The sequence below is a fragment of the Pseudomonas sp. 01L34 genome, assembly GCF_056400265.1.
Window position 1 is genome coordinate 688,700 of sequence record NZ_JBFTSX010000004.1, and the last position, 12,198, is coordinate 700,897.

Below are 12,198 nucleotides of genomic sequence, written 5' to 3' on the forward strand. Positions count from 1 at the left end.
GATCTTTTGCTCTTCTCAGTTTCTGTGCAACTTGCTCATCAACTCCGCCTCAGCCTGGGTCAACCCGCAAGACTGAGTCAGTTCATCGACGCTGGCCCCCATCCCCACCAGACGCGCGGCCTGGGCGAATGAAAGGCTCGATGGATCACGCTGTTCCAACTGCGCCAGTTTGTCCGGCAACGGCCCGACCACCGCGCGCAGTTCGTGCAGGTCTTCACCCATGCGCACGTTGCCGTTCTGGTAGTCGTCGACGCGCTTGGCCAGGTCCTTGATGCGCTGATCGCGCAGCGCATCGCCCTGAGCCTGTTGTGCGGCGACCTGCCTTTGAGCGCGGATGTACGCCAGGAACATCGCCAGCGTGCCTGCCCACAAAAGGAACAGGACAATCACAGCCACCTCAAGAATCAATCAGATACTCTCCAGTTCCGACCATTCTTCTTCGCTCATCATCTTGTCCAGCTCGACCAGGATCAGCAGTTCATTGTTCTTGTTGCACACGCCTTGAATGAACTTGGCGGACTCTTCGTTACCGACGTTCGGTGCGGTCTCGATTTCCGACTGACGCAGATAAACCACTTCAGCCACGCTGTCGACCATGATCCCGACCACTTGCTTGTCGGCTTCGATGATGACGATGCGGGTGTTGTCGCTGACGTCGACCGTGCCCAGGCCGAAACGCTGACGGGTGTCGATCACGGTGACCACGTTGCCGCGCAGGTTGATGATACCCAGCACGTAGCTCGGGGCACCCGGTACCGGAGCGATTTCGGTGTAGCGCAGGACTTCCTGAACGCGCATCACGTTAATGCCGTAGGTTTCATTGTCCAGCTTGAAGGTGACCCATTGCAGGATCGGATCTTCGGAACCTTTTGCCGCCGTCGCCTTGTCATTCATACCCTGACCCCTCGAAAAACCGCCCTAGCGGTGTGTATTCAGTGCACCGGCACTTGAATGCCGATGCGTGTTTTTTATGTCGGTTTGTGGTTCGGCTTACTGCCGCCCATGTGCTTCGCCCCGCCGCTGGCGATCAATTCGGCCAGTGCGGCGACATCGAGCAAAGCGCACATGTGTTCAATCACCGTGCCGGCGAGCCATGGCCGCTGCCCCCAGTGACTTCTCCATTTGATTTCATTCGGGTCCAGGCGCAACGAGCGGCTGACCTGATGCACCGCCAGCCCCCACTCATAGCCCTGGACCGAAATAACGTATTGCAGGCCCTGGCGGAAATCGTCGCGGTAGCGGTCCGGCATGACCCAGCGTGCGGTATCCAGCACCTTCAGGTTGCCGGCCTGGCTTGGCAGGATCCCGAGGAACCATTCCGGCTGACCGAACAACGGCGTCAGCTCGTGGCCGGCCAGGGAATAAATCGAACCCAGGCACACCAGCGGCACCGCGAGGGTCAACCCGGCGACATCGAACAACAGGCATTCGAACGGCTCGGCCGCCCAGGCCGGACGATCGTCGTTTTCCACCGGAGGCGGCGTGTTGCTCGGCGGCAGATGAACTTCCACCACCGGCGGCACCAACGCTTGCAGCAACGGCGCAATCGTCGACACGGACGCCAGAATCGGTGCCGGCGCTTCGATCAAGGCCACCGGTGCCTTCGCCACTGGCGTAACAACGGGGGCCGCGACCACTGCCGGCTTCTGCGCATCGCGCGCCTGCTCTTCGAGCACCGCCGCCTGGAACTCGTCCAGGGCAGCTTCAGCCTCGACAACCTCAGGCAGCGCCTCGACTTCAGGCAACAGCTCTTCGGTCGCGTCCTGCAGCAAGCCATCCAGATAAGACTGAAGGGCCAATTGCGGGCGCGAGGTGATCTTCACCGGCCGGGTCATGCGAATACCATCGTAGGAATCAGGCTCATCTCAAGCCACCTGCGGAACAAGTTGCTGGGCCAACAGATGCTTGAGCAGTGCGCGGTAGGCGAGAACGCCGCGACTCTTGCCATCGAATTGCGACGGCGTCAGCCCTGCCCGGCTCGCGTCACGCAAGCGGGTGTCGATCGGGATGTAGCCTTGCCAGATTTCTTCCGGGTACTTGTCGCGCAGCACGCGCAGAGTGCCAAGCGAAGCCTGGGTGCGGCGGTCGAACAGGGTCGGCACGATGTTGAACGGCAACGCCAGTTTGCGCGAGCGGTTGATCATCGCCAGCGTGTTGACCATGCGTTCCAGGCCTTTGACCGCCAGGTGCTCGGTCTGCACCGGAATCACCAACTGCTGGCTGGCCGCCAAGGCATTGACCATCAGCACGCCGAGCAACGGCGGGCTGTCGATCACGGCGTAATCGAAGTCTTGCCACAACTGCGCCAGACTCTTGGCGATCACCAGGCCCAAACCGCTCTGGCCCGGCGACTGGCGCTCAAGGGTGGCCAGCGCGGTGCTCGATGGCAACAGGGAAATTCGTTCGTCGCTGGTGGGCATCAACAACTGACCGGGCAAGCCTTGCGGCACGTTGCCCTTGTGCAGAAACAGGTCGTAGCTGCTGTGCTCCAGGCTGTCGGGGTCGTAACCGAAGTAGCTGGTCATGGAGCCGTGGGGGTCGAGATCGACCACAACCACGCGCTTGCCCGCCTCCGCCAGTAAACCGGCTAAAGCAATGGAGGAAGTGGTTTTACCGACACCACCCTTTTGATTGGCAACTGCCCAGACTCTCATTCAGATTGTTCCTCCCGGTCGAAAACGTCGACCGAGAAATAGCTCAACGTATTAATGCGGGTGACGGAGAATTGACGGCACTCTCGCGTCCCGGCGACTTGACCGGGGTCGGTGCAGTTTGTGTGCCAGCCCGCTTCAATGCGGCATCCGGTTGTGCATGAGCCGTTCCGGTACCGGTGAGGCTACGGCGTACATCAAGATTGCGTGACACCACCAGCACCACCCGACGGTTGCGCGCACGGCCTTCGGCGGTGGCGTTGTTGGCCACTGGCTGGAATTCGCCATAACCCACCGATGCCAGGCGACCAGGGTTCACGCCCTGCATCGCCAGCATCCGCACGATGCTCGCCGAACGTGCCGAGGACAGTTCCCAGTTGGTTGGGTATTGCGCGGTGCGGATCGGTTGATCGTCGGTGAAACCTTCGACGTGGATCGGGTTGTCGAACGGCCGGAGGATCGCAGCGACCTTGTCGATGATGTTGAACGCAATGTCGCTGGGCATGGCGTCGCCGCTGCCGAACAACAGGCTGGAATTGAGTTCGATCTCGACCCACAACTCGTTGCCGCGCACGGTCATCTGGTTGGAACTGATCAAGTCGCCGAACGCCGCGCTGATGTCATCGGCGATGCTTTTGAGTGGATCGTTGGCGGCCTGGGCGATGCCGGCGTCGATCTGCTCGCTGTCCTTGACCAGCGGTTTGGCCGGGGTCACGGTCTTCGGTCTCTCTTCGCCAATGGGGATCGGCTTGAGGGCGCGGTCAGAGTCGGTAAACACCCCGATCAACGCCTCGGAAATGATCTTGTACTTGCCTTCGTTGATCGACGAGATCGAGTACATCACCACGAAGAACGCGAACAGCAAGGTGATGAAGTCGGCGTAGGAAACCAGCCAACGTTCATGGTTCACATGTTCTTCATGTTGCCTGCGACGAGCCATGATCCATTTCCCCCATCAATCCATGAAGCCCTGAAGCTTCAACTCAATAGAGCGAGGGTTTTCACCTTCGGCGATCGACAGGATCCCTTCCAGCAACATTTCGCGATAGCGCGACTGCCGTAACGCGATGGACTTGAGCTTGGCGGCAATCGGCAACAGCACCAGGTTGGCACTGGCCACGCCGTAGATGGTAGCGACGAAGGCGACGGCGATGCCACTGCCCAGTTGCGATGGGTCGCCCAGGTTGCCCATGACGTGGATCAGGCCCATCACCGCACCGATGATACCGATGGTCGGCGCGTAGCCGCCCATGCTTTCAAAGACTTTGGCGGCTTCGATGTCGCGGCTTTCCTGGGTGTAGAAATCCACTTCCAGAATGCTGCGGATCGCTTCCGGCTCGGCACCGTCGACCAGCAATTGCAGGCCTTTACGCGAGTAGCTGTCAGGTTCGGCGTCGGCCACCCCTTCCAGCCCGAGCAAACCTTCCTTGCGAGCGGTCAGACTCCAGTTCACCACGCGATCAATGCCGCCGGCCAGGTCCACGCGAGGCGGAAACAGAATCCAGGCGAGAATCTGGATGGCACGCTTGAAGGCACTCATCGGCGATTGCAGCAGCGCGGCACCGATGGTGCCACCGAGTACGATCAACGCCGCCGGGCCGTTGGCCAGTGCGCCGAGGTGACCGCCTTCAAGGTAGTTGCCGCCGATGATGGCGACGAACGCCATGATGATCCCGATAAGGCTGAGCACATCCATCAGATGCAAGCCTCAACCAGGTGCCGACCGATGTCGTCGAGGCTGTACACCGCGTCCGCGAGTTCGGCTTTGACGATGGCCATTGGCATGCCGTAGATCACACAACTGGCTTCATCCTGAGCCCAGATCGCACTGCCACCCTGCTTGAGCAGACGCGCGCCTTCGCGACCGTCGGCGCCCATGCCGGTCAGTACCACCGCCAGAACTTTGTCGCCGTAGGACTTGGCCGCGGAACCGAAGGTAATGTCCACGCACGGCTTGTAGTTCAGACGTTCGTCGCCCGGCAGGATTTTCACCGCGCCACGGCCGTCGATCATCATCTGCTTGCCACCCGGTGCGAGCAGCGCCAGGCCCGGACGCAGGATGTCGCCATCCTCGGCTTCCTTGACACTGATGCGGCACAGCTTGTCCAGGCGCTCGGCGAAGGCCTTGGTGAAGGCTGCCGGCATGTGCTGGATCAACACGATGGGTGCCGGGAAGTTGGCCGGCAACTGTGTCAGAACCCGTTGCAGCGCAACCGGGCCACCGGTGGAGGTACCGATGGCGACCAATTTGTAGGCTTTGCGTTTCGGCGCGGGAGATGACGGAGCCGCTGCATGGGGGCGCGCCGCAATCGGTGCCGGTGCCGGACGCGCAGGCGCGCTGCTGCCGTAGCTGCCGACGCTCGAAGGCGCAGGCGTCGGGGCTGGCGCAGCGACCGGTGCCGGAGGGGTGTAGGCGCTGACACGACGGTTACTGCGCGAGATGCTGAGAATCTTCTCGCACAGCAGTTGCTTGACCTTCTCCGGGTTACGGGAGATGTCTTCGAAATTCTTCGGCAGGAAGTCCACCGCGCCGGCGTCCAGCGCATCGAGGGTGACCCGGGCGCCTTCGTGGGTCAGCGAGGAGAACATCAACACCGGGGTTGGGCAGCGCTGCATGATGTGCCGCACCGCCGTGATGCCATCCATCATTGGCATCTCGTAGTCCATGGTGATCACGTCTGGCTTGAGGGCCAGGGCCTGATCGATCGCCTCTTTTCCGTTGGTCGCCGTACCGACGACCTGGATGTTTGAATCCGCTGCAAGAATTTCCGAGACGCGGCGGCGGAAAAACCCCGAATCGTCCACCACCAGGACTTTGACTACCATAAACACTCCGTTAGACGGGGCGAGGCTCTGGCGCCCCGCTCCCCCAGAATCAAATACGCCGTGCGGCGTAACGCTTGAGCATGCTCGGAACATCGAGAATCAGAGCAATGCGGCCGTCACCGGTGATGGTGGCACCGGACATGCCCGGGGTTCCCTGGAGCATTTTGCCCAATGGCTTGATGACCACTTCTTCCTGGCCCACCAACTGATCGACGACGAAGCCGATCCGTTGAGTGCCCACCGAAAGGATCACCACATGGCCCTCGCGCTGCTCTTCGTGAGCGGCGGAGCTGACCAGCCAGCGCTTGAGGTAGAACAAGGGCAGCGCCTTGTCCCGCACGATCACCACTTCCTGGCCGTCCACCACGTTGGTGCGCGACAGGTCGAGGTGGAAGATCTCGTTGACGTTCACCAGCGGGAACGCGAACGCCTGGTTGCCGAGCATGACCATCAGCGTCGGCATGATCGCCAGGGTCAACGGGACCTTGATGACGATCTTCGAGCCTTTGCCCTTGGTCGAGTAGATATTGATGGTGCCGTTGAGCTGGGCGATCTTGGTTTTCACCACGTCCATGCCCACGCCACGACCGGACACGTCGGAGATCTCGGTCTTGGTCGAGAAGCCCGGCGCGAAGATCAGGTTGAAGCAATCGGACTCGCTGAGACGGTCCGCCGCATCCTTGTCCATCAAACCTTTTTTCACGGCGATACCGCGCAAAACGTCAGCGTCCATGCCCTTGCCGTCATCGGAGATGGACAGCAGGATGTGGTCGCCTTCCTGTTCAGCGGACAGAATCACTTTGCCGCTGCGAGGCTTGCCCATCGCTTCGCGATCAGCCGGCTCTTCGATACCGTGGTCGACCGAGTTGCGCACCAAGTGGACCAACGGGTCGGCCAGGGCCTCGACGAGGTTCTTGTCGAGGTCGGTTTCTTCGCCGACCAGTTCCAGGTTGATCTCTTTCTTGAGCTGGCGAGCCAGGTCGCGAACCAGGCGCGGGAAGCGCCCGAAGACTTTCTTGATTGGTTGCATCCGGGTCTTCATGACCGCGGTTTGCAGGTCGGCCGTGACCACGTCGAGGTTCGACACGGCCTTGGACATGGCTTCGTCGCCGCTGTTGAGGCCCAGACGAACCAGGCGGTTACGAACCAGTACCAGCTCGCCGACCATGTTCATGATTTCGTCGAGACGCGCGGTGTCGACCCGCACGGTGGTCTCGGCTTCGCTGGTTGGCTTTTCCGCGGGCGGCGCGGCCGGGGCACGAGCAGGAGCCGGCGCTGCGGCGGCAGCAGGTTTCGGTGCTTCTGCTTTGGGCTCGGGGGCTTTTGGCTCGGGTGCCTTGGCCACAGGTGCTGGTGCCTTGGCAACCGGAGTCGCTACCGAAGCAACAGCAGACGCAGTGCCCACTTCAGTGAACTTGCCCTTGCCATGCAATTCGTCGAGCAGCGATTCGAATTCATGATCGGAGATCAGATCGCTACCGGCCGCAGCGGCGGTTGGCGCAGCCGGGGCTGGCGCCGAAGCGATTGCCGATTCCAGCGCATCGACCGCAAAGTTGCCTTTGCCGTGCAACTGGTCGAGCAGTGCTTCGAACTCGTCGTCGGTGATGTCGGAGCTGTCGCCGGCGGCTTTCGGAGCAGCCGGCGCAGCAGGCGCAGCGGCTACTGCATCGGCGGCGAACTGGCCTTTGCCGTGCAATTGATCGAGCAACGACTCGAACTCGGCATCGGTGATTTCGTCACTGGCGGCTGCATCGGCGGCAGGCTGCGAAACAGGCTGCGCAGCCGCTACGGGCGCCTCGGCCTGGGCCTTGACGGCGTTCAGCGAGTCCAGCAGTTGTTCGAATTCGTTATCGGTAATGTCGCCCGATTCGCTTTCGGCGACCGGTGCTTCAACCACTTCAGCGACCGGCGCCGGTGCAGCTTCCATTTGCGGCTCGGCCAGACGGGCCAGCGCCGCGAGTAATTCAGGCGTGGCAGCCGTGATCGGGCTGCGTTCGCGGACTTCGCTGAACATGCTGTTCACCGCGTCCAGCGCTTCGAGAACCACGTCCATCAGTTCCGAGTCGACGCGACGCTCACCCTTGCGCAGGATGTCGAACACGTTCTCGGCGATGTGACAGCACTCCACCAGCTCGTTGAGCTGGAGGAAGCCGGCGCCCCCTTTTACAGTGTGAAAACCGCGAAAAATTGCATTGAGCAAGTCCGCATCATCAGGTCGGCTTTCCAGCTCGACCAGCTGCTCGGACAGTTGCTCTAGAATCTCGCCGGCCTCAACCAGGAAATCCTGAAGGATCTCTTCATCGGCGCCGAAGCTCATTAAGGGGGTGCTCCTACAGGTCTAAAAACCCAGAAAACTAAAATCCAAGACTGGATAACAAATCGTCCACATCGTCCTGACCGGACACAACGTCTTCTCTTTTATCGGCATGAATCTGCGGACCTTCACCCTGAGAGAGATGTTTTTGTGGATCTTTTTCAGCAAGCATCGCCTCACGGTCGTGTTCGATACCCGCAAAGCGGTCTACGTGACTGGCCATGAGCACGAGCTTGAGCAGATTGCTTTCAACTTCGGTAACCAATTGGGTCACACGCTTGATCACCTGACCAGTGAGGTCCTGGTAATCCTGGGCCAGCAGAATGTCGTTGAGGTTGCTCGACACGACGCGGTTGTCTTCACTGCTGCGTGTCAGGAAACCATCGACCCGCCGGGCCAGTTCGCGGAACTCTTCAGCCCCGACTTCGCGACGCATGAACCGTCCCCAATCCGTGCTCAGCGCCTGGGCTTCATCGCTCAGGCTGTTGATCAGCGGCGTGGCGTTTTCCACCAGGTCCATGGTGCGGTTGGCCGCGGCCTCGGTCAGCTTGACCACATAGGACAGGCGCTCGGTGGCATCCGTGATCTGAGACACTTCCTCGGCTTGCGGCATGTGCGGGTCAATCTGGAAATTGACGATCGCGCTATGCAGCTCGCGGGTGAGCTTGCCCACTTCCTGATACAGGCCGCGGTCACGGGTCTGGTTGAGCTCATGGATCAGTTGCACAGCGTCGCCAAACTTGCCTTTTTCAAGGCTGTCGACCAGTTCGACCGCGTGTTTTTTCAGGGTCGACTCAAAATCGCCCTGTGAAGATTCGTTATGCTCCATAGCTCCCCCGTGCGCAGTACATCAGCCGATGCGTTCGAAAATCTTCTCGATTTTTTCTTTCAACGCCTGGGCTGTGAAGGGTTTGACCACATAGCCGTTAACACCGGCCTGGGCCGCTTCGATGATTTGCTCGCGCTTGGCTTCGGCGGTCACCATCAGCACCGGCAGGTGCTTGAGCCTTTCATCGGCGCGCACCGCACGAAGCAGGTCGATGCCGGTCATACCGGGCATGTTCCAGTCGGTAACCAGAAAATCGAAGTTACCGCTTTGCAGCATCGGCAACCCGGTCAGCCCGTCATCGGCTTCGGCGGTGTTGGTGAACCCAAGGTCACGCAACAGGTTTTTTATGATCCGCCGCATCGTTGAGAAGTCATCAACGATGAGGATTTTCATGTTCTTGTCCAATTCGACCTCCAAGCAGTCTTAAACGCGCCCAGCACCTGGACGCGCCATTTCAATCAATCCGGCAAAGCACTCAATGACTGTCTGGAGCACAACAGATCGAGACCGGTACGGTTCAACACCACACCAGCTCCATTCGCAGTGTCCCCACACTGCCTTCAGCGCGCTCGCCACTCCCCCAAACGCCCCCGCAAACGGGCCGCGCACTGGCTGTGTAACTGGCTGACCCGCGACTCGCTGACCCCCAGGACCTCACCGATTTCCTTGAGATTCAACTCTTCGTCGTAGTACAGCGCCAACACCAGTCGCTCACGCTCCGGCAAATTGGCAATCGCGTCCGCCAGCGCCGCCTGGAAGCGTTCATCTTCCAGATCGCGTGACGGCTCGAGATGAGCACTCGCGCCATCCTCATGCAGCCCTTCGTGTTCGCCGTCCTGCAACAGATCGTCGAAACTGAATAACCGGCTGCCCAGGGTGTCGTTCAAAATCCCGTAATAATCGTCGAGACTCAATTGGAGTTCGGCCGCAACTTCGTGATCTTTAGCGTCACGGCCGGTTTTAGCTTCAATCGAGCGAATCGCGTCGCTGACCATGCGGGTATTGCGGTGGACCGAACGTGGCGCCCAGTCCCCCTTGCGCACTTCATCGAGCATCGCGCCGCGGATTCGAATGCCCGCGTACGTCTCGAAACTCGCGCCTTTGCTGGCGTCGTATTTGGTTGATACTTCAAGCAGGCCGATCATCCCGGCCTGGATCAGGTCTTCGACCTGGACACTGGCCGGCAGACGCGCCAGCAAGTGGTAGGCAATGCGTTTGACCAGTGGCGCGTAACGCTCGATCAGCTCGTACTGCGCGTCACGTGCCGACTGCTTGTAGAGGTTGTAACCGCTGGCTGTCATAGCACGGGTCCTGCCGTTTGTTGCACGAGGCGCTCGACGAAAAACTCCAGATGTCCACGAGGGTTGGCCGGCAGTGGCCAGGTATCGACTTTCTGCGCAATGGCCTTGAACGCCAGGGCGCACTTGGAACGCGGAAAGGCTTCATACACCGCGCGTTGCTTCTGCACGGCCTTGCGTACGCTTTCGTCGTAAGGCACTGCGCCGACGTATTGTAAGGCGACGTCGAGGAAGCGATCCGTGACCTTGGTCAACTTGGCGAACAGGTTGCGGCCTTCCTGCGGGCTCTGCGCCATGTTGGCCAGGACGCGGAAGCGGTTCATGCCGTAGTCGCGGTTAAGCAGTTTGATCAGCGCGTAGGCGTCGGTGATCGAGGTCGGTTCGTCGCACACCACCAGCAAGACTTCCTGCGCGGCGCGCACGAAGCTGACTACCGAGTCACCAATGCCCGCAGCGGTGTCGATCACCAATACGTCGAGGTTGTCGCCGATATCACTGAACGCCTGGATCAGGCCGGCATGCTGGGCCGGGCTCAGATGAACCATGCTCTGGGTGCCGGAGGCGGCCGGGACGATGCGGATACCGCCAGGCCCTTGCAACAGCACGTCGCGCAGCTCACAGCGGCCTTCGATCACGTCGGCCAGCGTGCGTTTGGGTGTCAGTCCCAACAGAACGTCGACGTTCGCCAGCCCCAGATCGGCATCCAGCAGCATGACGCGCCGGCCGAGCTCAGCTAGAGCCAGGGACAAGTTCACTGACACGTTAGTCTTCCCGACGCCACCTTTGCCGCCGGTCACCGCGATCACCTGTACGGGATGCATGCTGCCCATGTTATTTCTTTACCTTGTCTTACTTAGACGGAGGCCACATTACTGGCTGCGCGTTCACCATCGGAACAATGCATGGCAGACCATCGATGTAGGTACAAAAAATGTTCATTAACACCTCAGCCAACCTGCTTGGTCGGGCTGTGGTAAATATCAGCGAACATGTCAGCCATGGCTTCTTCGCTGGGTTCTTCCTGCATTTGTACGCTAACGGCGCGGCTGACCAACTGATGACGACGTGGCAGATGCAGATCATCCGGAATCCGTGGACCATCGGTCAGGTAAGCCACCGGCAACTCATGACTGATCGCCAGGCTCAACACCTCGCCCAGACTTGCCGTTTCATCCAGTTTAGTCAGGATGCAGCCGGCGAGGCCGCAGCGTTTGTAACTGTGATAAGCGGCAGTTAGAACCTGTTTCTGGCTGGTGGTTGCCAGGACCAGATAATTTTTTGATTTGATGCCGCGCCCGGCCAGGCTTTCGAGCTGCATCCGCAGTGCCGGATCGCTGGCCTGAAGGCCGGCGGTATCGATCAGCACCACGCGTTTGCGCAGCAAGGGCTCCAGCGCCTGCACCAGGGATTGACCCGGATCGACGTGGGTCACCGACACGTTAAGGATCCGGCCCAGCGTCTTGAGCTGTTCCTGGGCACCAATGCGATAGCTGTCCATGCTCACCAGCGCGATGTTCTGCGCGCCGTACTTGAGCACGTAACGGGCCGCGAGCTTGGCCAGTGTGGTGGTCTTGCCCATGCCGGCCGGACCGACCATGGCAATCACCCCACCCTCTTCCAGCGGCTCGATTTCCGGGGTAGCGATCATCCGCGCCAGGTGCGCGAGCAACATGCGCCAGGCCTGACGAGGCTCTTCAATGTCGGTAATCAGTGCCAGCAGATCGCGCGACAACGGGCCGGACAGGCCGATGCGTTGCAGGCGACGCCAGAGGTTGGCCTGGGCCGGACGGCTGCCTTGCAGCTGATTCCAGGCCAGCGAGCCAAGCTGCACTTCCATCAATTCACGCAGGCTGTTGAGCTCGAAACGCATCGAATCGAATGCGCGCGGATCGACACCGGTCGCCGCAGCAGGCGCGGGGGCCGGACGCCGAGGTTCGGCGAGCGCCGGTTCGATCAGCGGTTCGGCGGCGGTCAACGGCAGGCCGGCGAACAACTGGCGATTGGTGGTCTTGTCGCTCTCGCCATCGCCGCGCAGGCTCAGTTCGGCCTGGGCGGTGACGATCCGCGACTGGGTCTTGCGCAGCTCATCCTCGAGTTCCATGTTCGGAACACGCGGGGCCAGCGCCGACAATTTGTAATCCAGGGCAGCCGTCAGCTCGACACCGCCGGCGATCCGGCGATTGCCAATGATGGCGGCATCAGCGCCCAGCTCATCACGAACCAGTTTCATGGCCTGACGCATATCGGCGGCGAAAAAACGCTTAACTTGCATAAACCACT

Annotated in this window: 13 protein-coding genes; all 13 read right to left on the minus strand. The window is 60.6% G+C overall.

All coding sequences use genetic code 11. The features are described from left to right. Positions 1-15: 15 nt before the first annotated feature. The 13 genes from AC1DQM_RS15180 to flhF all read right to left on the minus strand — a co-directional run bounded on the left by AC1DQM_RS15180 (position 16) and on the right by flhF (position 12,190). Positions 16-408 (minus strand): DUF2802 domain-containing protein, encoded by a 393-nt coding sequence (locus AC1DQM_RS15180; protein WP_018925068.1) that lies wholly within the window; start codon positions 406-408, stop codon positions 16-18. Next, positions 409-894: a chemotaxis protein CheW gene (locus tag AC1DQM_RS15185; protein WP_007938663.1), complete on the minus strand. Its 486-nt coding sequence runs from the start codon at positions 892-894 to the stop codon at positions 409-411. 74 nt (positions 895-968) lie between these two features. Next, positions 969-1,835, minus strand: coding sequence for a CheW domain-containing protein (locus tag AC1DQM_RS15190; RefSeq protein WP_477746441.1), 867 nt, complete (start codon positions 1,833-1,835; stop codon positions 969-971). 30 nt (positions 1,836-1,865) lie between these two features. Next, the gene (locus AC1DQM_RS15195) at positions 1,866-2,654 is read right to left on the minus strand and encodes a ParA family protein (protein ID WP_018925066.1); all 789 of its coding nucleotides are present in this window, start codon (positions 2,652-2,654) and stop codon (positions 1,866-1,868) included. A gap of 43 nt (positions 2,655-2,697) precedes the next feature. Then, positions 2,698-3,591, minus strand: a complete 894-nt coding sequence (motD, locus tag AC1DQM_RS15200; protein WP_018925065.1) for a flagellar motor protein MotD — start codon at positions 3,589-3,591, stop codon at positions 2,698-2,700. A gap of 15 nt (positions 3,592-3,606) precedes the next feature. Continuing rightward, positions 3,607-4,347: a flagellar motor protein gene (locus tag AC1DQM_RS15205; protein WP_018925064.1), complete on the minus strand. Its 741-nt coding sequence runs from the start codon at positions 4,345-4,347 to the stop codon at positions 3,607-3,609. Continuing rightward, positions 4,347-5,477: a protein-glutamate methylesterase/protein-glutamine glutaminase gene (locus AC1DQM_RS15210; RefSeq protein ID WP_018925063.1), complete on the minus strand. Its 1,131-nt coding sequence runs from the start codon at positions 5,475-5,477 to the stop codon at positions 4,347-4,349. The genes AC1DQM_RS15205 and AC1DQM_RS15210 overlap by 1 nt, the downstream gene beginning before the upstream one ends. 49 nt (positions 5,478-5,526) lie before the next feature. Next, entirely contained in the window at positions 5,527-7,794 is a 2,268-nt protein-coding gene (locus AC1DQM_RS15215; protein ID WP_086945859.1) for a chemotaxis protein CheA, read from the minus strand. Positions 7,795-7,831: 37 nt separating this feature from the next. Continuing rightward, positions 7,832-8,620 carry a protein phosphatase CheZ gene (locus AC1DQM_RS15220; RefSeq protein WP_018925061.1) on the minus strand — a complete coding sequence of 263 codons (789 nt, stop codon included), beginning with the start codon at positions 8,618-8,620 and terminating at the stop codon, positions 7,832-7,834. Positions 8,621-8,641: 21 nt separating this feature from the next. Next, positions 8,642-9,013, minus strand: coding sequence for a chemotaxis response regulator CheY (locus tag AC1DQM_RS15225; RefSeq protein WP_167331167.1), 372 nt, complete (start codon positions 9,011-9,013; stop codon positions 8,642-8,644). Between the two features lie 167 nt (positions 9,014-9,180). Then, positions 9,181-9,921, minus strand: a complete 741-nt coding sequence (gene fliA, locus AC1DQM_RS15230; protein WP_018925059.1) for an RNA polymerase sigma factor FliA — start codon at positions 9,919-9,921, stop codon at positions 9,181-9,183. Then, positions 9,918-10,748 (minus strand): flagellar synthesis regulator FleN, encoded by an 831-nt coding sequence (gene fleN, locus AC1DQM_RS15235; protein ID WP_003222917.1) that lies wholly within the window; start codon positions 10,746-10,748, stop codon positions 9,918-9,920. The genes fliA and fleN overlap by 4 nt, the downstream gene beginning before the upstream one ends. A gap of 116 nt (positions 10,749-10,864) precedes the next feature. Further along, complete coding sequence (gene flhF, locus AC1DQM_RS15240; RefSeq protein ID WP_064619461.1) at positions 10,865-12,190, minus strand: flagellar biosynthesis GTPase FlhF; 1,326 nt, start codon at positions 12,188-12,190, stop codon at positions 10,865-10,867. Positions 12,191-12,198: the final 8 nt, after the last annotated feature.